This is a genomic window from Bradyrhizobium diazoefficiens (assembly GCF_016616235.1).
In the GTDB taxonomy this organism is placed as follows: domain Bacteria; phylum Pseudomonadota; class Alphaproteobacteria; order Rhizobiales; family Xanthobacteraceae; genus Bradyrhizobium; species Bradyrhizobium diazoefficiens_H.
The window spans coordinates 2,140,152-2,165,076 of record NZ_CP067100.1 but is presented as its reverse complement, the minus strand read 5'-3'; the positions used below and the strand labels follow the sequence as shown (position 1 = coordinate 2,165,076).

At 65.0% G+C, this 24,925-nt stretch carries 31 protein-coding genes and 1 pseudogene; 16 read left to right on the top strand and 16 right to left on the bottom strand.

The window, feature by feature from the left end; all coding sequences use genetic code 11:
* Positions 1 to 83: 83 nt before the first annotated feature.
* Positions 84 to 365, bottom strand: a complete 282-nt coding sequence (locus JJB99_RS36925; RefSeq protein WP_433995756.1) for a DUF6150 family protein — start codon at positions 363 to 365, stop codon at positions 84 to 86.
* 126 nt (positions 366 to 491) lie between these two features.
* On the opposite strand from JJB99_RS36925, the pseudogene JJB99_RS10240 reads away from it, so the two are divergent.
* Positions 492 to 1,027 (top strand): annotated as a pseudogene (locus JJB99_RS10240) (mismatch-specific DNA-glycosylase).
* Positions 1,028 to 1,192: 165 nt separating this feature from the next.
* Here JJB99_RS10240 and JJB99_RS10235 read toward each other — a convergent pair.
* Positions 1,193 to 1,630 carry a VOC family protein gene (locus JJB99_RS10235; RefSeq protein ID WP_200498645.1) on the bottom strand — a complete coding sequence of 146 codons (438 nt, stop codon included), beginning with the start codon at positions 1,628 to 1,630 and terminating at the stop codon, positions 1,193 to 1,195.
* 159 nt (positions 1,631 to 1,789) lie between these two features.
* Between JJB99_RS10235 and JJB99_RS10230 the strand changes: the two genes are divergently transcribed.
* Positions 1,790 to 2,440 (top strand): glutathione S-transferase family protein, encoded by a 651-nt coding sequence (locus tag JJB99_RS10230; protein WP_200498644.1) that lies wholly within the window; start codon positions 1,790 to 1,792, stop codon positions 2,438 to 2,440.
* A 62-nt stretch (positions 2,441 to 2,502) separates the two neighbouring features.
* Here the strand turns inward: JJB99_RS10230 and JJB99_RS10225 are convergent, their stop codons facing one another.
* Positions 2,503 to 2,937: a hypothetical protein gene (locus JJB99_RS10225; RefSeq protein ID WP_200498643.1), complete on the bottom strand. Its 435-nt coding sequence runs from the start codon at positions 2,935 to 2,937 to the stop codon at positions 2,503 to 2,505.
* 630 nt (positions 2,938 to 3,567) lie between these two features.
* Here JJB99_RS10225 and JJB99_RS10220 point away from each other — a divergent pair.
* The 3 genes from JJB99_RS10220 to JJB99_RS10210 all read left to right on the top strand — a co-directional run bounded on the left by JJB99_RS10220 (position 3,568) and on the right by JJB99_RS10210 (position 5,046).
* A complete protein-coding gene (locus JJB99_RS10220; protein WP_200498642.1) occupies positions 3,568 to 3,828 on the top strand; it encodes a hypothetical protein in 261 nt (86 codons plus the stop codon).
* Positions 3,829 to 4,067: 239 nt separating this feature from the next.
* Complete coding sequence (locus tag JJB99_RS10215) at positions 4,068 to 4,319, top strand: hypothetical protein (RefSeq protein ID WP_200498641.1); 252 nt, start codon at positions 4,068 to 4,070, stop codon at positions 4,317 to 4,319.
* Positions 4,320 to 4,410: 91 nt separating this feature from the next.
* Positions 4,411 to 5,046 (top strand): hypothetical protein, encoded by a 636-nt coding sequence (locus tag JJB99_RS10210; RefSeq protein WP_200498640.1) that lies wholly within the window; start codon positions 4,411 to 4,413, stop codon positions 5,044 to 5,046.
* A 5-nt stretch (positions 5,047 to 5,051) separates the two neighbouring features.
* On the opposite strand, the gene JJB99_RS10205 is transcribed toward JJB99_RS10210, so the two are convergent.
* Positions 5,052 to 5,537, bottom strand: a complete 486-nt coding sequence (locus JJB99_RS10205) for a J domain-containing protein (protein WP_200498639.1) — start codon at positions 5,535 to 5,537, stop codon at positions 5,052 to 5,054.
* Positions 5,538 to 5,648: 111 nt separating this feature from the next.
* Between JJB99_RS10205 and JJB99_RS10200 the strand changes: the two genes are divergently transcribed.
* The 3 genes from JJB99_RS10200 (at position 5,649) to JJB99_RS10190 (ending at position 7,470) form a co-directional block, all read left to right on the top strand.
* Entirely contained in the window at positions 5,649 to 6,416 is a 768-nt protein-coding gene (locus tag JJB99_RS10200; RefSeq protein WP_200498638.1) for an SDR family NAD(P)-dependent oxidoreductase, read from the top strand.
* Between the two features lie 194 nt (positions 6,417 to 6,610).
* Positions 6,611 to 6,856: a helix-turn-helix domain-containing protein gene (locus tag JJB99_RS10195; protein ID WP_200498637.1), complete on the top strand. Its 246-nt coding sequence runs from the start codon at positions 6,611 to 6,613 to the stop codon at positions 6,854 to 6,856.
* 119 nt (positions 6,857 to 6,975) lie between these two features.
* Positions 6,976 to 7,470, top strand: coding sequence for a collagen-like protein (locus tag JJB99_RS10190; protein WP_200498636.1), 495 nt, complete (start codon positions 6,976 to 6,978; stop codon positions 7,468 to 7,470).
* A gap of 4 nt (positions 7,471 to 7,474) precedes the next feature.
* Here JJB99_RS10190 and JJB99_RS10185 read toward each other — a convergent pair whose 3' ends face one another.
* Positions 7,475 to 7,690, bottom strand: a complete 216-nt coding sequence (locus JJB99_RS10185) for a hypothetical protein (RefSeq protein ID WP_200498635.1) — start codon at positions 7,688 to 7,690, stop codon at positions 7,475 to 7,477.
* Positions 7,691 to 7,776: 86 nt separating this feature from the next.
* Positions 7,777 to 8,043, bottom strand: coding sequence for a DUF2277 domain-containing protein (locus JJB99_RS10180; RefSeq protein ID WP_200498634.1), 267 nt, complete (start codon positions 8,041 to 8,043; stop codon positions 7,777 to 7,779).
* Between the two features lie 136 nt (positions 8,044 to 8,179).
* On the opposite strand from JJB99_RS10180, the gene JJB99_RS10175 reads away from it, so the two are divergent.
* Together JJB99_RS10175 and JJB99_RS10170 are read left to right on the top strand one after the other, a co-directional pair.
* The gene (locus tag JJB99_RS10175) at positions 8,180 to 9,241 is read left to right on the top strand and encodes an alpha/beta fold hydrolase (RefSeq protein ID WP_200498633.1); all 1,062 of its coding nucleotides are present in this window, start codon (positions 8,180 to 8,182) and stop codon (positions 9,239 to 9,241) included.
* Between the two features lie 150 nt (positions 9,242 to 9,391).
* Positions 9,392 to 9,994, top strand: coding sequence for a pyridoxamine 5'-phosphate oxidase family protein (locus JJB99_RS10170; protein ID WP_200498632.1), 603 nt, complete (start codon positions 9,392 to 9,394; stop codon positions 9,992 to 9,994).
* Positions 9,995 to 10,066: 72 nt separating this feature from the next.
* Here the strand turns inward: JJB99_RS10170 and bfr are convergent, their stop codons facing one another.
* From bfr to JJB99_RS10155, 3 genes are all read right to left on the bottom strand, one after another.
* The gene (gene bfr / locus JJB99_RS10165) at positions 10,067 to 10,555 is read right to left on the bottom strand and encodes a bacterioferritin (protein ID WP_011089420.1); all 489 of its coding nucleotides are present in this window, start codon (positions 10,553 to 10,555) and stop codon (positions 10,067 to 10,069) included.
* Between the two features lie 133 nt (positions 10,556 to 10,688).
* Entirely contained in the window at positions 10,689 to 10,961 is a 273-nt protein-coding gene (locus tag JJB99_RS10160; protein WP_200498631.1) for a (2Fe-2S)-binding protein, read from the bottom strand.
* 149 nt (positions 10,962 to 11,110) lie between these two features.
* On the bottom strand, positions 11,111 to 11,410 hold the full coding sequence (locus JJB99_RS10155; protein ID WP_200498630.1) for a hypothetical protein: 300 nt from the start codon (positions 11,408 to 11,410) through the stop codon (positions 11,111 to 11,113).
* A 137-nt stretch (positions 11,411 to 11,547) separates the two neighbouring features.
* Between JJB99_RS10155 and JJB99_RS10150 the strand changes: the two genes are divergently transcribed.
* Positions 11,548 to 11,877, top strand: a complete 330-nt coding sequence (locus tag JJB99_RS10150; RefSeq protein ID WP_200498629.1) for a hypothetical protein — start codon at positions 11,548 to 11,550, stop codon at positions 11,875 to 11,877.
* Between the two features lie 225 nt (positions 11,878 to 12,102).
* Positions 12,103 to 12,387, top strand: a complete 285-nt coding sequence (locus JJB99_RS10145; protein ID WP_200498628.1) for a hypothetical protein — start codon at positions 12,103 to 12,105, stop codon at positions 12,385 to 12,387.
* Between the two features lie 81 nt (positions 12,388 to 12,468).
* Here JJB99_RS10145 and JJB99_RS10140 read toward each other — a convergent pair whose 3' ends face one another.
* Both JJB99_RS10140 and ettA read right to left on the bottom strand, forming a co-directional pair.
* Positions 12,469 to 13,695, bottom strand: coding sequence for a lytic murein transglycosylase (locus tag JJB99_RS10140; protein WP_200498627.1), 1,227 nt, complete (start codon positions 13,693 to 13,695; stop codon positions 12,469 to 12,471).
* A gap of 7 nt (positions 13,696 to 13,702) precedes the next feature.
* A complete protein-coding gene (gene ettA / locus JJB99_RS10135) occupies positions 13,703 to 15,352 on the bottom strand; it encodes an energy-dependent translational throttle protein EttA (RefSeq protein ID WP_200498626.1) in 1,650 nt (549 codons plus the stop codon).
* 233 nt (positions 15,353 to 15,585) lie between these two features.
* On the opposite strand from ettA, the gene JJB99_RS10130 reads away from it, so the two are divergent.
* Positions 15,586 to 15,801: a hypothetical protein gene (locus tag JJB99_RS10130; protein ID WP_200498625.1), complete on the top strand. Its 216-nt coding sequence runs from the start codon at positions 15,586 to 15,588 to the stop codon at positions 15,799 to 15,801.
* A 133-nt stretch (positions 15,802 to 15,934) separates the two neighbouring features.
* Complete coding sequence (locus JJB99_RS10125; RefSeq protein ID WP_200498624.1) at positions 15,935 to 16,897, top strand: D-2-hydroxyacid dehydrogenase family protein; 963 nt, start codon at positions 15,935 to 15,937, stop codon at positions 16,895 to 16,897.
* Between the two features lie 10 nt (positions 16,898 to 16,907).
* Here JJB99_RS10125 and JJB99_RS10120 read toward each other — a convergent pair whose 3' ends face one another.
* The gene (locus tag JJB99_RS10120; RefSeq protein WP_200498623.1) at positions 16,908 to 17,876 is read right to left on the bottom strand and encodes an NAD-dependent epimerase/dehydratase family protein; all 969 of its coding nucleotides are present in this window, start codon (positions 17,874 to 17,876) and stop codon (positions 16,908 to 16,910) included.
* A gap of 162 nt (positions 17,877 to 18,038) precedes the next feature.
* Positions 18,039 to 19,238, bottom strand: a complete 1,200-nt coding sequence (locus tag JJB99_RS10115) for a L,D-transpeptidase family protein (protein ID WP_200498622.1) — start codon at positions 19,236 to 19,238, stop codon at positions 18,039 to 18,041.
* A gap of 366 nt (positions 19,239 to 19,604) precedes the next feature.
* Between JJB99_RS10115 and JJB99_RS10110 the strand changes: the two genes are divergently transcribed.
* The gene (locus JJB99_RS10110; RefSeq protein ID WP_200498621.1) at positions 19,605 to 20,411 is read left to right on the top strand and encodes a hypothetical protein; all 807 of its coding nucleotides are present in this window, start codon (positions 19,605 to 19,607) and stop codon (positions 20,409 to 20,411) included.
* 70 nt (positions 20,412 to 20,481) lie between these two features.
* Here JJB99_RS10110 and sseA read toward each other — a convergent pair whose 3' ends face one another.
* The 3 genes from sseA to JJB99_RS10095 form a co-directional block, all read right to left on the bottom strand.
* Positions 20,482 to 21,339, bottom strand: coding sequence for a 3-mercaptopyruvate sulfurtransferase (sseA, locus tag JJB99_RS10105; protein WP_200498620.1), 858 nt, complete (start codon positions 21,337 to 21,339; stop codon positions 20,482 to 20,484).
* 203 nt (positions 21,340 to 21,542) lie between these two features.
* Entirely contained in the window at positions 21,543 to 21,956 is a 414-nt protein-coding gene (locus JJB99_RS10100; protein WP_008140276.1) for a rhodanese-like domain-containing protein, read from the bottom strand.
* 127 nt (positions 21,957 to 22,083) lie between these two features.
* On the bottom strand, positions 22,084 to 23,259 hold the full coding sequence (locus JJB99_RS10095) for a vWA domain-containing protein (RefSeq protein ID WP_200498619.1): 1,176 nt from the start codon (positions 23,257 to 23,259) through the stop codon (positions 22,084 to 22,086).
* A gap of 228 nt (positions 23,260 to 23,487) precedes the next feature.
* Here JJB99_RS10095 and JJB99_RS10090 point away from each other — a divergent pair, with 228 nt between their 5' ends.
* Positions 23,488 to 24,330 (top strand): AAA family ATPase, encoded by an 843-nt coding sequence (locus JJB99_RS10090; protein WP_200498618.1) that lies wholly within the window; start codon positions 23,488 to 23,490, stop codon positions 24,328 to 24,330.
* Positions 24,331 to 24,925 lie beyond the last annotated feature (595 nt).

Here is a 24,925-nt window from a genome sequence, read left to right as displayed (position 1 = left end):
CTCCCGACCAGGTGCTGTTCGAGACCTTAAATCGAGAGAGGGCGGCATCACTAACAATCGGGAGCAACCGATGAAATAAAGCCTTACAATCTTCCCTTTAACGGATGGTCCCTTCGCCAACCGCTTGCGGCTCGCGAGTCGACGTAACAGACGAGCAAATCGGCCGCTCCTCGAGAGGTTATAATATGAACAAGAGAACTCGCTGCGGCGCGGGAATCAACGAAGCACCACAGTCCATCGTTGCCACGAGCAGGATTTCGAGAATCGACTTTGCAAACCAACAAATCGGCCGCCGCGCGAGAGGGCACTTCGCACACTAAGACGTCCGCTGCCCCGCGCGAGCCCACCAAATGCACTAAAGCCATTCGCTTTCCTAATTCGCAAAATGTATAAAGCCAATAGGATGCACATGAATATGCCAAGTGTCAATTTCTGGTTGTGGCTTGTTAAGCAACATCAAAGGCGGTGCAAATTACCTAAACAGCGGACGCATGCCACAGACTCAGGATTTGCCTACCCAGACTTTCCACCGCCTCCCCGACCAGCTCCGCCCCAACCTCCGCCTCGTCCTCGTCGGCACCGCCGCCTCTGCGCGTTCGGCCGAGCTCGGGCACTACTACGCCCATCCCGGCAACCGCTTCTGGCGCGCGATCCATGAGGCCGGGATCACGCCGCGCCGCTATCAACCGGGCGAGTTCGCATCGCTGATCGAGCTCGGGATCGGCTTCACCGATCTCTCCAAGTCGGCGCCGGGATGGATCATCAGATCGCGGCCGCGTCGATTGACGTGCCGGGGTTCAGGGCGAAGATGGAAAAGTATCGGCCGCGGACGATTGCGTTCACGAGCAAGAAGGCGGCGAGCTTGTTTTATGGAAGGGCGTCGAGAGCGATTGCGCTGGGGCGGCAGGTGCGCGAGGAAAGCTGGCCGGAGATATTCGTGCTGCCGTCGCCGTCTGGTGCTGCGTCCGGGCATTGGACGATCGAGCCATGGCGGGAGTTGGCGGAGTGGATTGCTCGCACGAGCTAGGCGGCTCAGCCTCGGATTGGCGCTGCTCTCGTGTCCCGGGCAAGCGCAGCGCAGACCCGGGACCCAGAAGCTCCGGCACGGATGCGGCATGGGCCCCGGCTCTGCAGCGCATCACGCCGCAAGCGGCGCGCTGCACTGCGTCCGGGGCACGCCATCATCATCCCCTCACCCCGCATACGCCTTGTCGAGATCCGCAATCACGATCTTCCGCATCCCCATCATCGCCTGCATGACGCGGTTCGCCTTGGCGCGGTCGGGGTCGCCGAGATAGTGGCCGAGCGCCTTCGGCACCACCTGCCAGGACAGCCCGAATTTGTCCTTGAGCCAGCCGCAGCGGGACTCTTCGCCGCCATCCGCAGTCAACCGGCTCCAGAAATAATCGACCTCGCCTTGCGTCTCGACGCTGATGAAGAACGACACCGCCTCGTTGAAGCGGTATTGCGGGCCGCCGTTGAGCGCGTGGAAGCGCTGGCCTTCGAGCTCGAACACCGCCATGAAGTCGCTGACGGTCTCGATTTTGGCGTTGGGAAACACCGATTTGTAGAACGCGACGGCTTCCGGGACGTTGTTGTCGAACCAGAGGAACGGCGTGATGGAGGTCATGGGCGGGGAATCCTTTTGTCTCAAGCCGGCCGCGCGCCGGTACTCCAAGGACGCGGCCGGAACGGGTGTTCCGACAAAGTTGGCCAGAATTTGTTGTCGGAATCCGCCTCGCTTGTTCGTCCTCCGAACGCAAAGCGCAAACCACCCCGGAGCCCCCACATGCCCCCGACCATCACCGCCTTTGAGAATTCCCCCGATCGCGGCCGGGGGCAGGCGCGCGACATGCGGGTTCGCTGGGCGCTCGAGGAAGTGGGCCAGCCTTACGACGTTCGGCTGGTGTCGTTCGCGGCGATGAAGCAGGCCGCGCACCTGGCGCTGCATCCGTTCGGGCAGCTTCCGACCTATGAGGACGGCGATCTCGCGCTGTTCGAGTCCGGCGCGATCGTGCTGCATCTCGCCGAGCGCCATGCCGGCCTGCTGCCGGCGGACGCGAATGCGAGGAGCCGCGCGATCGCATGGACGTTTGCCGCGCTGAACACGCTGGAGCCGCCGATCGTCGAGCTCGGAATGGCGATGCTGACTGAGCGCGACAAGAGCTGGTACGAGCAGCGCCTGCCGATGCTCAGGGATCGCGTGCGCGTCCGGCTCGGCGAATTGTCCCGCCACCTCGGCGATGCCGAATGGCTCGACGGCGCGTTCAGCGCCGGCGATCTCATGATGGTGACCGTGCTGCGCCGGCTGAACACCTCTGGCCTGCTGGACGAATACCCTGAGATCGCCGCCTATGTCGCCCGCGGCGAAGCGCGGCCGGCATTCAAGCGTGCGTTCGATGCGCAACTGGCGGTATTTGCCGCGGCGTCGCGTTCGTAGCCCAGGATGAGCGCAAGCGATATCCGGGATGCGGGGCTAACGGATCGAGGCGAGAAGCGCCGCTACCGCATCGTGATCGCAAGGCCGCTGAGATCCGCATTCGCCATCAGGCCGACCTGCGTGCCGGTCAATTCGAGCACCGCGCCTTTCTGGTTGGTCAGCACGATGGCGCGGGCGCCGCGGCCCAAAGCGAGGCCGGCACCGGCCGCGCCATAGACGCCGGCGACGTCGGAGGGGCGGTTGATGTTGGAGACCCGGCCGCGCAGCACGGTCTTGGAGCCGCCGAAGACGAGGCCGTAGTCGAGCCCGCCGGTGGAGAGCGGATAGGCGCGGCCGCGGAAGTTCAGGACGCCCGAGCCGCCCGAGCCGCCGATGATCCAGCCCGCCTTGTAGATCGTCAGCGTCACGAAGCCGCCGTCGGCCCGTGCGGCGGTCGAGAGGCCGGCGAGCGCGGCGATGGCGACCAACGCGACGCGGAAGGTGGATGCGATCTTCATGAAGAATCTCCGGGGGCTATTTTTCAAGGGGGAAAGCGAATCAGACGCAGCGAATCTATCCGATCGATCGCGGCGGCAACATGATGGGGCGGACGTGGATTGCCAAATCCAGCAACACCCCAACCGTCATCGCCCGGCTTGACCGGGCGATCCGCCCAGCATTCCAGAAACGTTGGTGATGAGCCGAGAAACCGCGGCGTACTGGATTGCCGCGGTCAAGCCGGGGCATGACGGCGGGGTTTGGAGCTCCAAGGCGCGCTATCCCATCACACCATTCTGCCAGTGTTTTGCCCGACGCGTCAAGTTCTGCTTCTATATTTCCGAATTCATTGACAGGCGCGGCCTTTTCTACTGTGCATGGGGTTGTTTTCGCATTTTGTATTCGCCGCCCCCAATGCCGCTCCGCTTGCGCCGACACCCTGCCCCATCCGAAGATGCTGATCGAGATCGAGGCGGTGGCCTCGCTTTCGAAGTGAGCCGCGCCGTCTGCGTGTGACCTACAGGGCACGCGGCCAAACCAAGTGCCCGGCTGCGCCTGACATATCCGTGAACGGCCGCTCCGCGGCTTGCAAAGGGTCTGTTTTTACCGCACGAATTTTCGGGTCACACTTTCCCACAAGGAGATATTTCATGCGTCGCGTTCTCGCCCTCTGTGCCGTTGCCGGCATCGCCTCGTCCGTGTTCGCCGTGCCCGCGTCGGCCAAGGTCGGCTATTACGTGATCCGCTGGGACAACACCGGCATCTGCCAGGTCTGGAACGAGGACCTCAAGTACAAGCCGTTCCAATGGGGCGTGTCGACCTACAAGGTCGTCAGCAAGCCGCTCCCGACCTTCCAGGCAGCGTCCGACCTCCAGATCAAGCTGCGCGCGGAGCGCCGCTGCACGCTGTAAGCCTCACGTGACGGATCGCGTTCAGAGGGCGGGTCGCACGTAGCGATCCGCCCTTTTTCTTTGCCGGCGTCTTCCGCGTTTTCAGGCGAATTCAGCCCGCTTCCCGCGCACGCGCTTTGAACCTGACGGACGGACAGAACTACTCACAACTTGTTCGGGGCGCATCCCCCAAGCGTCCCGCACCACCCCTCCCGTCATTTCCGGGAGGCGCATCACATCTTGGATTTGAGGAGCTGATCATGCGTCGTATTTCCGTGCTGTGCGCTGCCGCCGGCCTTGCCGTCACGGCGTTCGTTGCCGCGAGCCCTGCCCAAGCCAGCTATCACCTGATCCGCTGGCAGGACACGGGCTTCTGCCAGATCTGGGACGACAGCATCCCGACCACGCCGTGGCCTTCCGATTACCACCGTGTCAGCGCGACCGTGCTGACCTTCGTCGACGCGCTGATGCTGAAGGATCATGCGCTGAAGGCCGGCCACTGCAGCTGGTAAGATCCGATCGCGGACGACAAGCCCCGGGCAAGGATGCGATGCCAGCATCCTTGCCCGCTCGCGTTTCTATCCTTGGGCTCGGAGCAGAACGATGCGCCCGACCACGACAGCCACGGTTCTCGCCGCTTCGCTTTTGCTCGCGGTCACCGCGCAGGCGCAGGCCCCGCAATCCTTCCGCGTGATCTCGCCGATCTTCGGCCAGCTCGTCAGCTTCGCGATGCCCTCGGGTTTCAACGTGGTGTTCGAGAACACCAAGGGCGGCCATTACATCCGCGAGGCCGTGCTCAAGGGCGAGACGCCCGAGCGCTGGACCGAGATGATCACGGTCACCGGCGAGAAGGGCATGACGCTGACGCCGGGCGCATCGCCTGAAGGCTTCGCCGGCTCGATTGCCGGCGGCTTCAAATCGGCCTGCCCCGACAGCTTCGCGGCGCAGCCGCTCGGCAACATGACGTTCGGCCGCTTCGAAGGCTTTGTCGCCGTGATCGGCTGCGGGCGCGTCGACACCGGCCCGACCCGCCACAGCGAGACTGCGCTGCTGATCGTGCTGAAGGGCACGAGCGACTATTACACCATCCAATGGGCCGAGCGCGGCCCCGAGAGCGACGAGCCGCCGGTCAGGGACGCACGCTGGCAGCAGCGCCTCAGCGATCTCGGCCCGATCGCCCTCTGCGCGATCGTGCCAGGCGAAGCCGCGCCCTATCCGAGCTGCGTGAACAAGAGCTGATACTCTCAGGCGTCCTTGTGCGCGCCGGGATGGATCAGGATATCGCGCGCGGCGGCGAGGTCGATGAACGCTTCCGTGCTGCCGCCCTGGTCGGGATGCAGGCCCTTGGCGGCGCGGCGATAGGCCTGGTTGATGTCCTCGCAGGTGAGCTGCACCGCGAGCGGCAGGCCGAGCATCTTGCGCGCCCGGTCCTCGCTTGAAAGTTTCTTCGGCGCGGCGTTGCGGCGGCCGAAGCGCGGCGCGGTCAGGTCGTGGACGACATCAAGGACCACACCGAGCCGGCGCTGGGCCGCCAACGTGACGCTTTGATCGTCATTGTCGACGGCCTGGCGCAGCACCGGAAGCGCCTGCTCGGCCGCCTGCCGCAGCGTGGCATCGCTGCTCATGCGCGCGATCTCGGCGATGAGGCGGCCCGCCTCGGCGAAGTCGGCCGATTGCGCCGCGCGCAGGCGTTCGAGAGCGAGTTTCCAGGAGTCCAGCCGTTCCATCATGCGCGCAACGTTTAGCAATGAAGATCAGTATGCCAAGGCCGCCGTTTCCGACCCCTTAATTTCGAGTTAGCCTTTCATGAAACTTCGAAAATAAATCGGGAGGAAATTGTCATGGCATTGCTCGCAAACCACATCGCCGTCGTCACGGGCGCCGGTTCCGGGATCGGCCGGGCGATCGCCGCCGGCTACGCCCGCGAGGGCGCGCAAGTGGTGCTGCTCGACGTCAACGCCGACACGGTCGCGGAGGCCGCGCAGGAGATCCGAAAAGCGAGCGGCAAGGCCGAGAGCTTTGCGCTCGACGTGACCAAGCGCGAGGATTGCTTCGCGCTGGCAAAGCAGGTCGCCGACAAGGTCGGACAGGTCTCGATCCTCGTCAACAATGCCGGCATCACCCGCCGCAACGCCTTCACCGCCAAGACGGAGACGGTGGCGAAGGACTGGAACGACATCATCTCGCTCAACCTCAACGGCGTCTTCAACATGACGCAGGCCTTCCTCGCCCCTCTGCGCGCGAGCAAGGGCCGCATCGTCAATATCGGCTCGATCCAGTCCTTCGTGCACCTGCGCACGCCGAGCTCTGTGGCCTACACCACATCGAAACACGGCGTGCTCGGCTTCACCAAGGCGCTTGCGGTCGAGCTCGGCAAGGAGGGCGTGCGCGTCAACGCGATCGGGCCCGGCTTCATCGAGACCAACATCAACGCCAACGTGCGCGCGACCAATCCGGCGCTGGTGCAGGCCTTCGTCGATCACACCCCGCTGGCGCGTACCGGCAAGCCGGAGGACATCGTGGGGCCCGCGATCTTCCTCGCCTCCGACCTGTCGGCCTACGTCACCGGCACGATCGTGATGGTGGATGGCGGCTATCGGACGGTGTGAGCGAGATCGTCCGCAACACTATGCATCTCGCGCCAATCGCGGCCGCATCGCGGCATTCCTGAGGTCAATTGGTGCGATGGCTCGCAATTAACCTTCCATTAACCAAACCCGCCCACCGTAGATCTACGGCTTGGGGGTCGTTTGTTCTCGATCCGCTTCCAGCGAAGGAAGCGGGCGTTGATCGGGGTGTGTTGATGACCACTGTTCATGTCGCGGCGCCGCAGGACGCACAATTCCTCGCACCCAACCAGATCGTTCCGCTGCTGATCGGCGCGACCGTCGACGAGGTCGAGCGCGAGCTCGTGCTCCAGACGCTCGCGCGCTGCGACGGCAACCGCACGCGCGCCGCACGCGTGCTCGGCCTGTCGGTGCGCACGCTGCGCAACAAGATCAGGACCTATGCGGCGTCCGGCATCGAGGTGCCCGCGTATCACGACTAGCGCGTGACCGCGTCCCGTGGCGCTGATTGATGTTGATCATCGCCGCGCAATGCGCCTGCGGAATTGCTGCTGTCGCCAAACGCCGCTAAGTAGCTGGCTTCCGCAGAGGGAGCAGTGGCGTGGCTGACGATCAACGACGGCAGGGACCTCAGGGGCCGCGTGGGCGGCAGGGCGAGCCGGGACCGCAGGGTCATCCCGGCAAGCGCGGACCGGACGGCGCGCGCGGCAAGCCGGGGCCTCAAGGCAAGCCCGGCCCGGCCGGAAAGGCGGGACCTCAGGGCAAGCCCGGTCCGCAGGGCAAGCCCGGCGAGGCCGGTCCGCGCGGCGCAGCCGGACCGCAGGGACCTGCCGGGCCGCAGGGCCCGCGCGGCGAGGCCGGGCCGCCCGGCCAATTGCCGTCGATCGACCAGGTGCTGCCGTGGCTTGAGCAGCTGTTCGACGCTTGGGACGAGCGCCGCCGCCAGCGCGAGCAGGAAGCCGCCGAACGCGCAGCGCTCGAAGCCGCGGTGCATGAGTCCGACGAGGCCCTCGTCGATGACGGCGGCGGCGGCGGCGACGGCGGCGATCAGAGGAAAAAGAAGAAAAAGAAGAAGCACGGCAACAAGGACCAGTAGAGGTCTATTCCGTCCGGTCCTCGCGCCGCGACAGCATGCCCATGCGCTCGAACTGCCAGCGCATGGCCCGGTACCAGAGATAGCCGACCGCCGCGCCGCACAGCGCGAGGATGACCAAGTTAGCGCTCGAGAACGAGCCGCTCCACCACATCATCCACGCGGTCCACAGCAGCGTGAAGACGATGGCACCTGCTTTCAGCGGAAGAAGGGGGCGGCTCATGATCGTGCTCCGGGCTGTCAAAACCCCGGCAGACACCATCGCGCGTTGAGACGATTTCCACCGTGAGTCAGATCACGGAACGGCTTTCAGCCGAACCGCAGCCGCGAGCGCTCCTTCGCCTTTTCCGCTTCGAGCTCGCGGTCGCGCGCCGGCGCATGGGTATGCAGCGAGTTCAGCAGCCGCCGCGCGGCCTCCGAGACCTCCGCCACTGCGCGCTCGAACGCCGCCTCATTGGCCTGTGACGGCTTGTTGAAGCCCGACAATTTGCGCACGAACTGGAGCGCGCTGGCGTGGATCTCGTCCTCCGTCGCCGGCGGCTCGAAGTTGAACAGCGTCTTGATGTTGCGGCACATGCAGTCTCTCCTGGAGTTCCCATAAAGACGGTCGGCGGAGCCGGAATCCTACATCCTCCAGCGCAGTTCTGCTAAGTTCCGCCGCATCGCGGCCGCCGATGACGAGCCGCAACGGGAGAGAAACGGGGAGCGAAACATGAAGGCCTCTTGCGTCGCGCTGTCGGCCATTCTGCTGTCGATTTCAACATCGGTCATGGCTGCCGATTCTCCGGCGCCGAAGCAGGGCGACTGGATCGTCAAAGACTTCAAGTTCCACACCGGCGAGACCATGCCGGAGCTGAAGCTGCACTACACCACCGTTGGTGAGCCCCCCGGCCAGCCGGTGCTTGTGCTGCACGGATCGGGCGGCTCGGCCGCAAGCATGCTCTCGCCTTCGTTCGCCGGCGAGCTGTTCGGCGCAGGCCAGCCGCTCGACGCCGCCAAATATTACATCATCATCCCCGACGGCATCGGCCACGGCAAGTCGTCAAAGCCGTCCGACGGCATGAAGATGAGCTTCCCGAAGTACGATTACGACGACATGGTCGAGGCGCAATATCGCCTGGTGACGGAAGGCCTCGGCGTCAAGCATCTGCGGCTCGTCATCGGCAATTCGATGGGCGGCATGCATACCTGGTTGTGGGGCGAGAAATACCCGAAGGCGATGGACGCGCTGATCCCGATGGCCTCGCAGCCGACCGAGATGGCCTCGCGCAACTGGATGATGCGGCGGATCATGCTCGAGACCATCCGCAACGATCCCGACTACGACGGCGGCAACTACACCAGCCAGCCGCGCATGATGAAATACGCCATCACCGCCTACGGGATCGCCAGCACCGGCGGCACGCTCGCCTATCAATCGCAGGCGCCGACAGCGGCCAAGGCCGACAAGATCGTCGAGGACCGCCTTGCGACGCTGATCACGGCGGATGCCAACGACTTCGTCTACCAGTGGGAGGCCTCGCACGACTACAATGCCGGTGAGAAGCTGGAGCAGATCGAGGCGACGCTGCTGCTGATCAACTCCGCCGACGACGAACGCAATCCGCCGGAGACCGGCGTCACCGACGCCGCGATGAAGCGGGTCAAGAACGGCAGGCTGTATCTCATCCCCGCGAGCACCGAGACGCGCGGCCACGGCACGACCGGCAACGCAAAATTCTATCGCGAGCAGATCAGGCAATTGCTGCAAACCGCGCCGCAGCGGACGATGTGAGACGGTGCGGCCGATCTGCAAGGCCTCGATTGTCGTCCGCATTCGGCTGCATCATGCCGGCCGATGCGGCCGCTGCATTGCAGCGGATTTCGTTGGCTGGAGGCGGCCTGATCGGGTAGTTTGACGCCCAGTTGATGTGGAGGCATGCCGTTGACCGAGCTTTGCGCCGAAGACCTCGCCACCATCTATGCCAAGCCGAGCCCGCGTGTGATCGCGAAGGCGCGTCCCGCGATCGATGCGCATGCGAAGAAGTTCATTGAGATGTCGCCGTTCTGCGTGCTCGCGACGTCTGGCGCTGACGGCAGCGTCGACGCCTCGCCGCGCGGTGGCGAGATCGGCTTCGTCCACGTCGCCGCCCCCAACCGATTGCTGATGCCCGATCGCTCCGGCAACAACCGGATCGACAGTTTTCGCAACGTCGTCGAAGGCTCCGGCTTCGTGCACATGTTGTTCTTCGTCCCCGGCATCGACGAGACGCTGCGCATCAGCGGACGCGGCACGCTGTCGGCCGATCCGGACCTGCTGGCATCCATGGTGGAATTCGGCAAGCCGCCGCGCGCGGTGCTCAACGTCGCCGTCAGCGAAGTCTATTTCCACTGCGGCAAGGCACTGATGCGGTCAAAGCTGTGGTCATCCGAGAAGGTGCAGCGCTCGGTGATGCCGAGCATCGGCGAGGTCATTCACGACCAGACGGGGCTGGGCGAGCCGGAGAGCCAGGAGATCGTGGAAGCGCGCTACAAGACGCAGCTGTAGCTGGCGCCCGAACAAAAATGTCGTTCCGGCCTGCGCCGGAACGACATGAGAGTACGCGGCTGACGCGTGAGCTTAATGTCCCTCGCCCTCGAGCCCGCCGACGTGCTTCTGCGTGTAGAGCTCGAGGCCGATGCGGCCGATCAGGTCGAGCTGGGTTTCGAGGAAGTCGATGTGGTGCTCCTCGTCGCTCATCAGCTTCTCGAACAAATCGCGCGTGACGTAGTCCTTGACGCCGTGGCAGTAGGTCGCCGCTTCCTGGTAGAGCGCCCGCGCGCTCATCTCGGCGGCGAGGTCGCACTCGATGATCTCCTTGACGTTCTGGCCGATGCGCAGGGGATCGAGCACCTGCATGTTCGGGAAGCCGTCGAAGAACAGGATGCGCGCGGTGAGCTTGTCGGCGTGCTCCATCTCCTCGATGGACTCCTTGCGCCAGACCTTGGCCATGTCGAGGAGGCCCCAATTGTCGAGAAAGCGGTAGTGCAGCCAGTACTGGTTGATCGCAGTCAGTTCGTGACGCAGCGCCTTGTTCAAATAGTCGATGACTTTTGCGTCGCCCTGCATGGTTCACTCCAGCTCTTGCAGTCCAAATCGGCCCTAAATCGTACTTAGAATGCTTCTAAGTCAGTTTAAGGATGAGGGCAACCAACTCCGGCGACGCGGCCCGGGAAAAGCTCAGCCGAACTTGCGGAAGATTTCAGCAGGCCGCGAGGGCGAACTCGACGGGCTCGGCCGCCTCGTCATTGGCCGCCGCCGTGTGGCTGTGCGGGCACCCCGAGCAGCAGGACTGGGCGCAGGGGCCGAGCGCTTCCTCGATGATGGTCTTGATCGTGCGGGCGCAGCGGCCGCATTCGGCACTGCAACCGAGACATCCATAGACCTGCTTGGCATGACGCACGGCATCGTCGGACTCGGCGACGGCGGCGCGGATGTCGTCATCGCTCAGCACGTTACAGGAACAAACGATCATGGAAGCGGTAGGCCCTTCGGTGATGCGTCGTCATCGATATTTAACGGGCCGTCCGGATGCAAAGGGAAAAACCGGTATTTGAAGCTATTCCAAACTGCCGTGGAAGCAGCCTAGAACGGCTCTAAAATAGGGTTGCGCCGGATCAAGGATCAGTCGCCGCCACCGCCTCCCCCACCGTCGCCGCCGCAATCCCCGCCACTGCTGCCGCTATCACTGCTCGGACAGCTGCCGCCGTCGCTCGAGCCAGACGAGCTGTCGCTGGAAAACCAGCTGCCTAACGGGAAGCCGTCGCTCGATCCCGAATAGCTGTCGCCGCCGCCACTGCCCCCATCGGTCCCGGCCGCCGCCCGCGAGCGCCCGCCGCGGTTCTGGAGATGGCTGATCCAGCCGTAGCCGATGGCGAAGATGACCCCGACAGCAATCAAGGCATTGATCATCGCGTTACCCATCGTCGCCTCCCTGGCGGACCTGCGATCCCTATTAATTGGTCGTCCCCGGCAAAGGTGCCGTTCATTGATCATTCAAACGAAGTATGGAACTCTGCTCCCAAAGAGTTTCTCGTGTGTTCGTGCAAAAGGTCAAACCGATGAAGAAGTCACTCCTGGCAGTTGCTGCCCTTGCCACCGTCGCCCTGACGGCCGGAACGCCGGCCCATGCGCAGCGCGGCGTCGCTGCCGGCGTGGCCGCCGGAATCATCGGTGGCGCCATTGTCGGTGGCGCTCTGGCATCTCCGTATTACTACGGACCCGGCCCCGGCTATGGCTATTATGAACCGGGCTACTATCCGCCCCGCTACTACGCGCCGGGTCCGGGCTATGTCGCCGACGACTATTACGGCGGCGGCTGCGTCTGGCAGAGACAGCGCTTCTGGGACGGCTATGCCTGGCGCGTCCGTCGCGTGCGGGTCTGCGGCTGAGGCGACGAGCGCCGCTTGCTTGGTCCGGTTCACTACGGGATGCGCCGTTCATCTGCGGGCCTGAAAAAGACCGCTTTTTCTCGTCACTGCTCCGTCTGCGTTTACCGTGGATTGACCATTTGCGCGCTTCCTAGCTGCAAGGCCAATTCCCACAGAGTCTGCGTGAACCTTTGAAACCCGGGCGCCTCTAACAAGGGGAGCCCATCTCCCAGGAGAGCCCTGAGCATGAAGAAGACTTTAGTTGCCGCCCTCACGGTTGCGACAGTCGCCGGTTCGCTGGTGACCGCCACCCCGCCCGCCAAAGCCGGTGACGGCGTCGGCGTCGGCATCGCAGCCGGCCTGATCGGCGGCGCCATCGTTGGCGGCGCCATCGCGTCGAGCCGTCCTGCCTATGGTGGCCCGGTCTATGTTGCCGAGCCCGGCCCGCCGCCGCCCCCCTGCTACTGGCGTCGTGAGCGGTATTGGGACGGCTACGGCTGGGTCGTCCGCCCGGTTCGCGTTTGCTACTGATCTGATCGCTGGGCGCATCCGCGCCAGGATCGAAGCCCGGCCGAGATGATCGGCCGGGCTTTTTTCATGGGCATGCGTGCGCTATCGCGCCGTCTGGATCGAGCGCAGCACCTCTTCGCTCGGCCAGCAATCGACCTTGAGGCCTGCCGACTTCTGATAGGCGCCGAGTGCGGCACGCGTCTGCATGCCAGCCTTGCCGTCGATCTTGTCCTTGTAAAGCCCGATACGCGTCAGCCCGCGCTGCATGGTCTCGACATCCTTGGTCCGCAATTGCTTCGAGGCCGCCCATGGTATCGCGAACGGCTGCGGGCTCGTCATGCGGTCGCTCAGATGGCCGACGAACAGCACGTAGAGGTCGGAGAAATTGTATTCCTTGATGACGAAGTAGTTCTTCGTGGTCAGAAATGACGGGCCGTAAATGCCCTCCGGCTGGAGCAGCGAGGCCGGCTGCGCCTGCTCGGCAGCGCTGAGTCGCTGCCCGCGTACCGGCACAAAGCCTTCGCGCAGCCACTGGCCGATCGGCTTCGTCACCTCGGGCACGCCCATGGTGCAGTCGACCTTGGCCGGCGCCTGCACCTCATAGGCCCAGCGCACGCCGCTCTGCCAGCCCTTGTTGACGAGCTGCTGCGCAGCAGAAGCCAGCGCATCGGGCACCGAGTGCCAGATGTCGATGCGGCCGTCGCCGTCGAAGTCGACGCCGTGCTTGTAATATTCCGACAGCAGGAACTGCGTGAGGCCGGTGGCGCCGGCCCAGGATGAGCGCATGTCTTTGCGTGTCACCACGCCCTCGCCGAGGATCTTCAGCGCGAGGATGAACTCGCCCCGATAGGTGTCCTTGCGGCGGCCGACATAGGCCTGCGTCGCCAGCACGCGGACCAGATCATAAGGCAGCGTGTAGCGGCCGTAATCGGTCTCGCGGCCCCAGATCGCGAGCATCACGGTCGCGGGCACGCCTGACTTCTTCTCGATCTCGCTCAGCGCCGGACGATATTTTTGCAGCAGCCGCTGCCCCTCGCCCGCAAGCCGCGCGATCGAGGCTTCCTTGACGTAGTCGGCCGGCACCTGCACGAACTCCGCCTGCGACGGCGCGCCGGTCGCGGGCCGCCCGGGCAGGATCAGGTCCGGCAGCTTGTAGTCAGGCTCAAGCCCGCGCGTCTGCTCATCGAACGTCGCGCGTGACACGCCTTCGGCCTGCGCCTCCGGCCAGAGCGAGGCGATGAACTGCGTGAAGGCCGCGTCGGCCGCACGGGCGGGCGACCAGCCGCAAGTGACCGCGATCACAGCAGCGATCAGCGCCCGCCGCATCATGCCGAGATCACCGCGTCAACTTCTTGTACTTCACGCGATGCGGAATGATGCTGTCCTGGCCGAGCCGGCGCATCTTGTCCTTCTCGTAGTCCTGGAAGTTGCCTTCGAACCATTCGACGTGGCTGTCCCCCTCGAAGGCCAGGATGTGGGTCGCGATGCGGTCGAGGAACCAGCGATCGTGGCTGATGATGACGGCGCAGCCGGCGAAATCCTCCAGCGCCTCTTCGAGCGCGCGCAGCGTGTCGACGTCGAGATCGTTGGTCGGCTCGTCGAGCAGCAGCACGTTGGCGCCGGACTTCAGCATCTTGGCGAGATGCACCCGGTTGCGTTCACCGCCCGAGAGTGCACCGACCTTCTTCTGCTGGTCGGCGCCCTTGAAGTTGAACGACGAACAGTAACCGCGCGAGTTCACTTCCTTCTTGCCGAGCAGGATCAGCTCGTTGCCGCCGGAGATTTCCTCCCACACGGTCTTCTTGCCATCGAGCGCGTCGCGCGACTGATCGACATAGCCGAGATGCACGGTCTCGCCGACCGTGATCGTGCCCTTGTCCGGCTGCTCCTGGTTGGTGATCATCTTGAACAGCGTGGTCTTGCCGGCGCCATTGGGGCCGATCACGCCCACGATGCCGCCGGGCGGCAGCTTGAAGGTGAGATCGTCGATCAGCAGACGATCGCCAAAGCCTTTGCTGAGGCCTTCGAAGTCGACGACATTGGCGCCTAGCCGCTCGGCGACGGGAATGATGATCTGCGCGGTCTGGGTCTGCTTCTCGCTCGCCTGCTTGAGCAACTCCTCATAGCGCTGGTAGCGCGCCTTGGATTTGGCCTGACGGGCCTTCGGCGAGGACGCGACCCATTCCTGCTCGCGGGCGAGCGTCTTCTGGTGCGCAGCGTCCTCGCGGCCTTCCTGCTCGAGCCGCTTCTGCTTCTGCACCAGCCAGGACGAGTAATTGCCCTCGTAGGGAATGCCGCGGCCGCGATCGAGCTCGAGGATCCAGCCTGTGACGTTGTCAAGGAAGTAGCGGTCGTGGGTGACGATCAGGATCGCACCGGGATAGTTGCGAAGATGACCCTCCAGCCACGACACGGATTCGGCGTCGAGATGGTTGGTCGGCTCGTCCAGCAGCAGCAGTTCGGGCTGGTCGAGCAAAAGGCGGCACAGCGCGACGCGGCGGCGCTCGCCGCCCGAGAGCTTGGTGACGTCGGCATCATCAGACGGACAGCGCAGCGCGTCCATGGCCTGGTCAACCTTGCTGTCGAGATCCCAGAGACCTTGGGCCTCGATCTCATCCTGCAGCTTGGTCATCTCGTCGGCGGTCTCGTCGGAATAATTGACCGCGAGCTCGTTGTAGCGGTCGAGAATCGCCTTCTGCTTGGCGACGCCCTGCATCACGTTCTCGCGCACCGAAAGCTTCGGATCCAGCTGCGGCTCCTGCTCGAGATAGCCGACGCGGGCGCCCTCGGCGACCCAGGCCTCGCCGGTATATTCCTTGTCGAGGCCGGCCATGATCTTGAGCAGCGTCGACTTACCCGAGCCGTTGACGCCGAGCACGCCGATCTTGGCGTCCGGGTAGAAGCTCAGATGGATGTTATCGAGCACCTTCCGGGTCGGGTAGCTCTTGGTCAGGCCCTGCATGAAATAGATGAACTGGCGCGCCATCGGTCCCGTGAAACCTTCGATTTGAGGAGATTTGCTTGCCGCCGATGTAGCGATCCCGCCCCCAAAGGGCAACGTTTTCCCTCCGTTCACCACGGATCAATACGGGACGGACACCATCCCGACCCCGATCCGGACAATTGAAACCATCTTTTAATAAATCAGGCCAAAGCTCGGTTTCGCGCGGAAACAGCGCCACCCGCTCAGAATGAGCGGGAGAACAGCGAGACAGCGTCATGGCTCTGATCGAGACCCACTCCTTTCCTGTTCCGGCCGAAGCCGGGAACGCCTCCCGCCTCATGTCCGAGGTCAAGGGCTTCTGGAAGCGCTTCTTCGCCACCGCCTTCAATCCCTACCGGCCCGAGCTCCACTACATGCGCGGCCCCGGCCCGGCCTGGCGCGCCAAGCACGGCATGGATGCGCCGTTCCGGCTCAAGCCCCGCGACCACTGAACCCGCCTCCGCTATCGGATTTTTGAGGACCCGAGGCGCTTGCGCGCGAGGCTGATTGCGCGCAACCATGGCCGCGTTCCGACGACGGCGCCCATCGCCCAGCGCCGTCCCCTCTCGTCATGGATGAACGCTGATGAGCCGGCTGCGCTGTGCAATTCTCGACGACTATTTCAACCTTGCTCTCGACGTTGCCGACTGGCCGAAACTGTCCGACCGCATCGACGTCACCGTGTTCAGCCATCCCTTCGCCTCGGAGCAGGCGGCGGCGAGCGCGCTTGCCGACTTCGAGATCATCTGCGCGATGCGCGAGCGCACCGCGTTCCCCAAAAGCCTGTTCGATAGCCTGCCGAAGCTGAAGCTGCTGCTGACATCAGGCATGCGCAACGCGGCGATCGACCTGGAGGCCGCGAAGGCGCGCGGGGTTGCCATCGGCGGCACGCAATATTCGCGCGATCCCACCGCGCCCCTCGCCATGGGCCTGATCCTGGAGCTGACCCGCGGCATCGGCCGCGAGAATGCACGAATGCATGCGGGCGAGCCCTGGCAGACCTTTGCCGGCGTCGAGATCGAAGGGATGACGCTCGGCATCGTCGGGCTCGGCAAGCTCGGCAGCAAGATGGCGGGCATCGCGAAGGCGTTCGGCATGAACGTGATCGCCTGGAGCCCGAACCTCACGGCGGAGAAGTGCGCGGCGGTCGGCGTCGGCTACGCCACCAAGGAGGAGCTGTTCGCCAAGGCCGACATCGTTACCATCCATGTGGTGCTGAGCGAACGCTCGCGCGGCCTCGTCGGCCGCAACGATCTCGCACGGATGAAGCCGACGTCCTTCCTCGTCAACACCGCGCGGGGACCGATCGTGGACGAGCAGGCGCTGCTCGAGGCCTTGCAGCAGCGCAAGATCGCGGGCGCTGGCCTGGATGTGTTCTCGGTCGAGCCGCTGCCGGTCGAGCATCCGTTCCGCAAGCTCGACAACCTCGTGCTGACGCCGCATCTCGGCTACGCGACCGAGGACGGGTTGCGTATCCATTACGGCCAGATGGTCGAGGCGATCGACGCCTGGACCAGGGGAAGCGAACTGCCGCGCAAGCTGGCCTAAGGCAGGCGCCTCACGCCGCGGAGCGCTGCGCTGCCGAGGCCGGCGCGAGTTCGGCAAATCCCTCGCGCCACGACGGCTTCGCCGGTTTCCAGCCGAGTTCGCGTCTCGCCTTGGCATTCGACGCCCCGCGCACCTCAGTCATCATCGCCACCATGTGCTCGCCCGCGAGCAGGCGCCCGAGCCAGGTGGGAATGTGGAGTGGCGGCTTGGCACCGATCAGTTCGGCGAGCGCAGGCAACCAATCCTTCACCTGTGCCGGATGATCGTCGACAATGTTGTAGACATTGCCGGCGCGCCCGCGCTCGATCGCGGCAAGCGTCGCAGCCGCAGCATCCTCGGTGTGGATGAACGACCACGTCCCGGCGCCCCCGCCGATCACCGGCACACGGCGGTGGCGTAGCTGGTCCATCATGGCCGGCGACAGCGTGCCGGTGTCGGGCCCGTAGAAGAATCCATAGCGCAGCACGATCCCTTCCGGCGTGGTCGATGCGGTGACGCTCCGCTCCAGATATCCGATTGCCTCGAGCGTGCGTCGCAGCTCCTGCGGCGGGTGTGGATCGAGTTCATCGGTCTCGGTCTTCACCGTCCCTCCGGTGCGGCTGAAGGTCCAGCCGCAGAAGCTTTGCGCGATGAAGCGCCTGGCACCGGCCTCGCGTGCGGCGGCGAGCAGAATGTCGGTTCCTCGCGTGCGAAGCTCGTTGGTTCGCGCGAAAGCGCGATCGAAATGGCGGAGATCGGTAGCGGCCGCGAGATCCGTCATCTGGTGGACGACCACGTCCGGCTTTGCCGCAGAGACCGCAGCGCCCATGCTGCCGGCGTCGAGACCGTCGGCGATGGCCGGCTCCGCACCCAATCGACGCAGGACGTCTGCTTTGGCCGCACTCCGCGTCGTGCCAACCACTGAATGCCCGGCCGCGACCAGCGCCGGAACAAGATATTGCCCGACCGCACCGGTCGCGCCCGCAACAAAGATTCGCATCACGTGCTCCTCGAATTCGTTGCAACCTCCTCGGCAGGTAGGCGACGTGCGTGAGGATTCAACGGGCGAATGCCAGGCGAGGCGGACGGGCAGGCATCAAACGAAAGCGGCGCGTGGCCGAGGCACACGCGCCGCTCGTTTAATCAGCTCTGACGAAGCCAGTTAGCGCACAGTCACCGGCGCGGGCAGCGGCGGCACCACCGTCGGCTGCGTGCCCGGGGCCGGGCCGGCCTGGGCAGACATCGGAGCCGGCGCAGGCGCTGCGGACGCGGTCGCCGTCCCCGGCGGCGGGCCACCGGGCAGCACCACCACGCGAGTGCCGACCTTGACGCGGTCGAACAGGTCGGAGACGTCCTCGTTCAGCATGCCGATACAGCCGGAGGAGACGAACTTGCCGATCGTCGAAGGCTGGTTGGTGCCGTGGATGCGGTAGACGGTCGAGCCGAGATACATCGCGCGGGCGCCGAGCGGATTGCCGGGACCGCCGGCCATGAAGCGCGGCAGATAGGGCTGGCGCTCGATCATCTCGGTCGGCGGATGCCAATCCGGCCACTCGGCCTTGCGGGTGATCTTCTGCACGCCGGTCCAGGTGAACCCGTCGCGGCCGACGCGGACGCCGTAGCGGATCGCGCGGCCATTGCCGAGCACGTAATAGAGGTAGGTGTTGGGCGTATCGACCACGAGCGTGCCGGCGGGCTCCTTGGTCTGGAACGCGACTTCCTGGCGGCGCAGGTTCGGCGGCAGCTGCGCCGGAGCTGCATCGGGTTGCTCCTCGGGCGGCAGCGAAGCGATCGTCATTGGCCGGCCGTCGGCGCCGACGGGCGGCTGGCCAGCCTGGACCGTTCCGGTCGCGGCCCGGCCATCGACGGCCTCCGGCGGACGCAGGCCGTCATTGGCGGGCGCCTGGGCCGGACGGTCGGCATAGATCACCGGCGGCGCGCCCGCGGGCCTGCCATAGCGGGGATCGTCGGGCGACATCACCGGACCCTGTGGCGGCGGGGCAGCCGAATAGACCGGCGCGCCAGCCGGACGGCCGTAACGGGGATCATCCGGCGACATCACCGGGCCCTGCGGCGGGGCGGCCGAATAGACCGGCGGGGAGCCAGCCGGGCGGCCATAGCGCGGATCATCCGGCGAGGTGATCGGACCGCCTGGGCCGGGCGGCGGCAGCGCGGCCTGCGGCATCGCGTCGTCGTCATCGTCCAGCGCGTCGAAATTCGGGGTGCGGTCGCCGGGCCGATATTCGGCCGGAGCGCCGTAGCTCGGCGCCTGCTGGACCGGATAGCTCTGAGCCTGCACGAGCGAGGTTCCCGCCGCAGCGACTGTTGCGGCAGCGCATATCGTCAGAAAATGTTTGATCATCATCGCTCTTGTATAGTCCCCAAGCCCTGACCGGACCGTTACGGCCAGATGACGGAAGATCGCGGCACATTCAAGACATCTGAGGCTCAATTGCGCCGGATTTGCCGATTTGTGATCCGCAAGACTACCGTTGCCCCGTTGCATCACGGGGCGGAAATCGCATTGCGCCGCAGATTGCCGGACTCTGCGGCCCGGAATTTAAGGGAACGGCGCGGAGACGTTGCGATATGGTCGAATCAGCCTGATTCGCCACCGCTTTGAGCTCCGATCCCTGCGTGGCGAACGCGGCACTCAGTACCGTCACCGCGTTCAGATGGCTCATGGGCCCCGGCACCGCCACCGGGGCGGAAATTCGCAACCCGTCCGATGCTTCCCGGCTTTCGCTTCCTGCTTGCCGCGATCCTGCTGTCAACCTCCATCCTGGTGTTCGGCCTGGGCGCCGCCGCGCTGTTGCGCGCGACCCATGAGCAGTATGTCAGCAACCCGTCCTGGCGGAATGGCCCGCAGGAGCAGGTGTTCGCGCAAGCCTCCGAGCCGGCCCAGCCGGTGCTCGCGGTGCTCCGCGCCGAACCGGAGGCGGCGGTCGAGCCCACGCCGTCGCTGCGTGACCAGGTGCCGACCATCGGATTGCCGGAAACCGGCCCCGAGCAGATGGCCGCGCTCACGACCGGGACCGACGCGCAGCCACAGGTCATCGCTCCGCCGGCTGACGCCGCGTCGGCCGAACCGGCCAGGGCGGAGACCGCGGCCGAAACCAAGATCGAGACACCGACGGATCCCGCAGCAGCGCCAGCCGACACGCTCACCCCCGCCGACACCACGGCCTCGATCCCCGAGGCCGGACCCGCAATTGTCGCGACCACCAGCGCGCCGACGCCGGATGATGCCGGCGCAGCCGCTGATCCCGGCGTCGCCATGGCCGCCGCGGCGCTCGACGTTGCGACGACCAGGCTTGCCGCACTGAACGATCCGGCGGCCCCCGCCGCAAAGGCCCCGCCCGCCAAAGCCAAATCCGACAGCGCCGCGCCGGACAGCAAGGCGACCAAGCGCAAGGCGAAGCCGAAAAAGCGACATCGCGTGGTGCGACGTCAGCCGCCTCAGCAACTGCAGCAGAGCCTCGACCCGTTCGGGCAGCAGCAGACTTTCGCGACAACGACTGCACGCACGCGGTGATCTTACTTCACCTCTCCCCGCAAGAGCGGGGCGAGGGAGTGAACCGCCGCCGTGGCGACGGTCGCACCCTTCACGCCGGCCCGGTCGCGATTGGCGGGCCTTTTTCCTGGCCCCATTCCGACCACGAGCCGTCGTAGAGCGCGGTATCGGTGACGCCGAGGCGATAGAGCGCGAGCGTCAGCACGCCGGCAGAGACGCCGGAGCCGCAACTTGTCACGATCGGCGCATCGAGCTTGACGCCGGCGCTCGTGAAGGCGGCGCGCAGTTCCTCGAGCGGCTTCATCTCGCCGGTCGCGGCATCGAACAGGAGATTGTAGGGCACGTTGCGCGCGCCGGGAATGTGGCCGGAGCGGATGCCCGGACGCGGCTCCGGCGCGCGGCCCTCGAAACGGTCGGCGGCGCGGGCGTCGATCACCTGCTCGGCGCGGCTTTCGATGTTGGCGATCAGCTGCTGCATGCTGCGCACGCGCTTCGGATCGTAGCTCGCTTTGAAGCTCGCGGGCTTTGGCTTCACCTCGCCGCTCTCGACGGGGCGTCCTTCAGCGCGCCACTTCTTCAGGCCGCCATTGAGGATGCGCACATTGCCATGGCCGAAGGCCAGGAACATCCACCAGGCGCGGGGCGCGGCGACCCAGCCGCCGGCGTCGTAGAGCACGACGGTGTCGGCGTTGGAGATGCCGAGATTGCCGATGTCGCGGCCGAACTGCTCGGCGCTCGGATACATGTGCGGCAGCGGATTGGAATGATCCGACACCGCATCGACATCGAAGAACACGGCGCCCGGCAGATGCGCGACGAGGTAGTCGTCCTTCGGCAGCGGCAGCACGCCCGGCAGCTTGAAGCTGGCGTCGAGGATCTTGACGTTGGGATCGCCCATGTGGGCGGCGAGCCATTCGGTGGAGACGAGGGGGTCGGTGGCGGTGGTCATTGGCTTTCCTTGCAGTCATTCCGGAGGCCCCGCGGTGCAAGCGAGGCTGAAGCTGCGCATCACACTCCGCTGTCATCGCCCGGCTTGACCGGGCGATCCAGTACGCCGAGGCAGTTGTGATTAGACCGATCGGCCGCGGCGTACTGGATTCCCCGCTTTCGCGGGGAATGACAGCGGAGAATGGCGCGACAGCGCAGCACTTCTCACCCCTTCTTCTTCGGCTCCCACGCTTCCGTCGGGCCGCCGGCATCGCGCCAGGCGGCGTAGCCGCCGGCGATGTGGGCGACGGGTTTTAAGCCCATGTCTTGTGCGGTCTTGGCCGCGAGCGCGGAGCGCAGGCCGCCGGCGCAGTGGAAGACGAACTTCTTGTCCTCCTGGAACACCGGCTTGGCGTAGGGGCTCTGCGGATCGATCCAGAATTCCAGCATGCCGCGGGTGCAGGCGAACGCACCGGGGATGCGGCCGTCGCGCTCGATCTCGCGGGGATCGCGGATGTCGACGATGACGACGTCGCCGTTCTTCGAGATCTCAATGGCGTCCTTGGCGTTGAGCGTCTCGATCTCGGCATTGGCCTCGTCGATCAGCGCCTTGATGCCGCGGGTGATGGTCTGGGGCATGTGGTTCTCCCTTCTTCCCGTTGTCATTCCGGGGCGCGCAGCGCCGGCCCGGAATCCATTCATCTCCATGCGCTGCGGCCCGATGGATTCCGGGTTCTCGCTTCGCGAGCCCCGGAATGACGGGAAGCTAATGCGTCAATTCCTTCATCGCACCTTCCAGCCCCTCGATTGTGATCGGGTACATGCGGTTTGCAAAGATGCGTTTGATGATGGTGGTCGATTCCGAATAGTCCCAGTGCTTCTGCGCGACCGGATTGAGCCACACCGTATGCGGATAAGTGCGGATGATGCGGTCGAGCCAGACCGAGCCGGGCTCCTCGTTGACATGCTCGACCGAGCCGCCCGGCACCATGATCTCGTAGGGCGACATCGAGGCGTCGCCGACGAACACGACCTTGTAGTCGTGCGGATATTTGTGCAGCACGTCCCAGGTCGGCGTGCGGTCGGTGAAGCGGCGCTTGTTCTGCTTCCACACGCCCTCATAGAGGCAGTTGTGGAAGTAGAAATACTCCATGTGCTTGAACTCGCTCTTCGCCGCCGAGAACAGCTCCTCGACCTGCTCGATATGCGAATCCATCGAGCCGCCGATGTCGAAGAACACCAGCAGCTTCACCGCATTGCGCCGCTCGGGGCGCATGTGCACGTCGAGATAGCCGTGATTGGCGGTCTCGCGGATGGTGGTGTCGAGGTCGAGCTCGTCCGGTGCACCGGTGCGCGCGAACTTGCGCAGGCGGCGCAGCGCCACCTTGATGTTGCGGATGCCGAGTTCGACATTGCCGTCGAGATCTTTGAATTCGCGCTTGTCCCACACCTTCACGGCGCGGTTGTTGCGGTTCTTCTCCTGGCCGATGCGGACGCCTTCGGGATTGTAGCCATGGGCGCCGAATGGCGAGGTGCCTGCCGTGCCGATCCACTTCGAGCCGCCCTGGTGGCGGCCCTTCTGTTCCTCGAGGCGCTTCTTGAGGGTCTCCATGAGCTTGTCCCAGCCCATGGCCTCGATCTGCTTTTTCTCTTCCTCCGTGAGATATTTCTCGGCGAGCTTCTTCAGCCACTCCTCGGGAATCTCCGCCTTCTCCATGGCGTCGAGCAGGCTTTCCAGCCCCTTGAACACCGTGCCGAAGACGCGGTCGAACTTGTCGAGGTTGCGCTCGTCCTTCACCAGCGAGGTGCGCGACAGATAGTAGAAATTCTCGACCGAATAGTCCGACAGGTCGGCGTCGAGCGCCTCCATCAGCGTGAGGTATTCGCGCAGCGTCACGGGGACCTGCGCCTCGCGCAGAGAAGTGAAGAATTGCAGGAACATGGCTGACAGATTGCCTTTCGGGTGGCTGGCGTCAAGGGGACGGGCGCATGCCTGGGCGCCGCGACACGATTGTCCATGAGGCGGGATTGGCGCGGAGATTGTGCTCGTCATCCTTTCGCTGATAAAACGGGTCTGAAAGCCTGACCGAACCAGGAACGGCCGCCATGTGCGGCCGTTCCCATGTCGCGACCGAGGACCGCTTCGGCCGACGGCCAACAAGGACGCACGATGAAATTTACCGGCACCAAGGACTATGTTGCGACCGACGATCTCAAGGTCGCGGTCAATGCCTCGATCGTGCTGGAGCGCCCGCTCCTCATCAAGGGCGAGCCCGGCACCGGCAAGACGGTGCTGGCGGAGGAAGTGGCGAAGGCGCTGAACGCGCCGCTGCTGACCTGGCACATCAAGTCCACCACCAAGGCGCAGCAGGGCCTCTACGAGTACGATGCGGTGTCGCGTCTGCGCGACAGCCAGCTCGGCGACGCGCGCGTGTCTGACATCGGGAACTACATCAAGCGCGGCAAGCTGTGGGAAGCCTTCACGAGCGACCAGCGCCCGGTGCTCCTGATCGACGAGATCGACAAGGCCGACATCGAATTTCCGAACGACCTCCTGCTCGAGCTCGACCGCATGGAATTCCATGTCTACGAGACCGGCGAGACGATCAAGGCCAAGCAGCGCCCGATCATGATGATCACCTCCAACAACGAGAAGGAGCTGCCGGACGCGTTTCTCCGCCGCTGCTTCTTCCACTACATCAAATTCCCCGACGCCGACACGATGGGCCGCATCGTCGACGTCCACTTCCCCGGCATCAAGAAGCGCCTGGTCGAGGAAGCGCTGCGGATCTTTTTCGAGGTGCGCGAAGTGCCCGGCCTGAAGAAGAAGCCATCCACGTCCGAGCTTCTGGACTGGCTCAAGCTGCTGCTCAACGAGGACATGAGCGTCGAGCAACTGCGCGAGCGCGACCCGCGCAAGCTGATCCCGCCGCTGCACGGCGCGCTGCTCAAGAACGAGCAGGACGTGCACCTGTTCGAGCGGCTGGCGTTCTTGAGCCGACGGGAAGTGTAGGCGCGGGTTCGCTTGTCATAGCGCTCCGCCGAGATCCCAACCACCGCCGTCATTCCCCGCGAAAGCGGGGAATCCAATACGCCGCGGCCGCTCGGCTGAACCACAACTGCCTCGGGGTCCTGGATCGCCCGGTCAAGGCCGGGCGATGACGGTGAGTGTGTAATCGCAGACACGCCATCGCATCCTCGCGGCGCATTTCGCCCGAGCTTTGCTCTCTCCATCGCCCTCAGAAGAAAGAGGGCGCAGGGAAGGCCGGGTGCCGGCTGGCACCCACGGTTCGCTGTGCGAAAGCACACGCAGAAAACTGCACAGCGGCATACAGGTGAAGCCGAACACACGGCCTTCCCTGCGCAGTGGTTGGACGGCTTATACCGTGCTCTCCCGGGAGCCGAGTTCGTTTTGGCCTCCCTCACCCCGCGAATTGACGATGCAGTCTGCCCGGTTGGGCTCGCTCACACCTCCGCGACAGGCTTGACCGTAGCAACGACGGCCAGGACCACACGGTTTTGCCGTACGCGCTCAGCGCCGTCCGTCCACACGTGGCTACGGGCTCACAGGGACTACCCGCCCTGCCCGCTACCGGTCGTGCCGACGC

Coding starts and splice junctions, on each gene's coding strand:
- JJB99_RS36925 (WP_433995756.1), bottom strand. CDS start 365: ATGGCTTTAGTGCATTTGGTGGGCTCGCGCGGGGCAGCGGACGTCTTA.
- JJB99_RS10235 (WP_200498645.1), bottom strand. CDS start 1,630: ATGACCTCCATCACGCCGTTCCTCTGGTTCGACAACAACGTCCCGGAA.
- JJB99_RS10230 (WP_200498644.1), top strand. CDS start 1,790: ATGCCCCCGACCATCACCGCCTTTGAGAATTCCCCCGATCGCGGCCGG.
- JJB99_RS10225 (WP_200498643.1), bottom strand. CDS start 2,937: ATGAAGATCGCATCCACCTTCCGCGTCGCGTTGGTCGCCATCGCCGCG.
- JJB99_RS10220 (WP_200498642.1), top strand. CDS start 3,568: ATGCGTCGCGTTCTCGCCCTCTGTGCCGTTGCCGGCATCGCCTCGTCC.
- JJB99_RS10215 (WP_200498641.1), top strand. CDS start 4,068: ATGCGTCGTATTTCCGTGCTGTGCGCTGCCGCCGGCCTTGCCGTCACG.
- JJB99_RS10210 (WP_200498640.1), top strand. CDS start 4,411: ATGCGCCCGACCACGACAGCCACGGTTCTCGCCGCTTCGCTTTTGCTC.
- JJB99_RS10205 (WP_200498639.1), bottom strand. CDS start 5,537: ATGATGGAACGGCTGGACTCCTGGAAACTCGCTCTCGAACGCCTGCGC.
- JJB99_RS10200 (WP_200498638.1), top strand. CDS start 5,649: ATGGCATTGCTCGCAAACCACATCGCCGTCGTCACGGGCGCCGGTTCC.
- JJB99_RS10195 (WP_200498637.1), top strand. CDS start 6,611: ATGACCACTGTTCATGTCGCGGCGCCGCAGGACGCACAATTCCTCGCA.
- JJB99_RS10185 (WP_200498635.1), bottom strand. CDS start 7,690: ATGAGCCGCCCCCTTCTTCCGCTGAAAGCAGGTGCCATCGTCTTCACG.
- JJB99_RS10180 (WP_200498634.1), bottom strand. CDS start 8,043: ATGTGCCGCAACATCAAGACGCTGTTCAACTTCGAGCCGCCGGCGACG.
- JJB99_RS10175 (WP_200498633.1), top strand. CDS start 8,180: ATGAAGGCCTCTTGCGTCGCGCTGTCGGCCATTCTGCTGTCGATTTCA.
- bfr (WP_011089420.1), bottom strand. CDS start 10,555: ATGCAGGGCGACGCAAAAGTCATCGACTATTTGAACAAGGCGCTGCGT.
- JJB99_RS10160 (WP_200498631.1), bottom strand. CDS start 10,961: ATGATCGTTTGTTCCTGTAACGTGCTGAGCGATGACGACATCCGCGCC.
- JJB99_RS10155 (WP_200498630.1), bottom strand. CDS start 11,410: ATGGGTAACGCGATGATCAATGCCTTGATTGCTGTCGGGGTCATCTTC.
- JJB99_RS10150 (WP_200498629.1), top strand. CDS start 11,548: ATGAAGAAGTCACTCCTGGCAGTTGCTGCCCTTGCCACCGTCGCCCTG.
- JJB99_RS10145 (WP_200498628.1), top strand. CDS start 12,103: ATGAAGAAGACTTTAGTTGCCGCCCTCACGGTTGCGACAGTCGCCGGT.
- JJB99_RS10140 (WP_200498627.1), bottom strand. CDS start 13,695: ATGATGCGGCGGGCGCTGATCGCTGCTGTGATCGCGGTCACTTGCGGC.
- ettA (WP_200498626.1), bottom strand. CDS start 15,352: ATGGCGCGCCAGTTCATCTATTTCATGCAGGGCCTGACCAAGAGCTAC.
- JJB99_RS10130 (WP_200498625.1), top strand. CDS start 15,586: ATGGCTCTGATCGAGACCCACTCCTTTCCTGTTCCGGCCGAAGCCGGG.
- JJB99_RS10125 (WP_200498624.1), top strand. CDS start 15,935: ATGAGCCGGCTGCGCTGTGCAATTCTCGACGACTATTTCAACCTTGCT.
- JJB99_RS10120 (WP_200498623.1), bottom strand. CDS start 17,876: ATGCGAATCTTTGTTGCGGGCGCGACCGGTGCGGTCGGGCAATATCTT.
- JJB99_RS10115 (WP_200498622.1), bottom strand. CDS start 19,238: ATGATCAAACATTTTCTGACGATATGCGCTGCCGCAACAGTCGCTGCG.
- JJB99_RS10110 (WP_200498621.1), top strand. CDS start 19,605: ATGCTTCCCGGCTTTCGCTTCCTGCTTGCCGCGATCCTGCTGTCAACC.
- sseA (WP_200498620.1), bottom strand. CDS start 21,339: ATGACCACCGCCACCGACCCCCTCGTCTCCACCGAATGGCTCGCCGCC.
- JJB99_RS10100 (WP_008140276.1), bottom strand. CDS start 21,956: ATGCCCCAGACCATCACCCGCGGCATCAAGGCGCTGATCGACGAGGCC.
- JJB99_RS10095 (WP_200498619.1), bottom strand. CDS start 23,259: ATGTTCCTGCAATTCTTCACTTCTCTGCGCGAGGCGCAGGTCCCCGTG.
- JJB99_RS10090 (WP_200498618.1), top strand. CDS start 23,488: ATGAAATTTACCGGCACCAAGGACTATGTTGCGACCGACGATCTCAAG.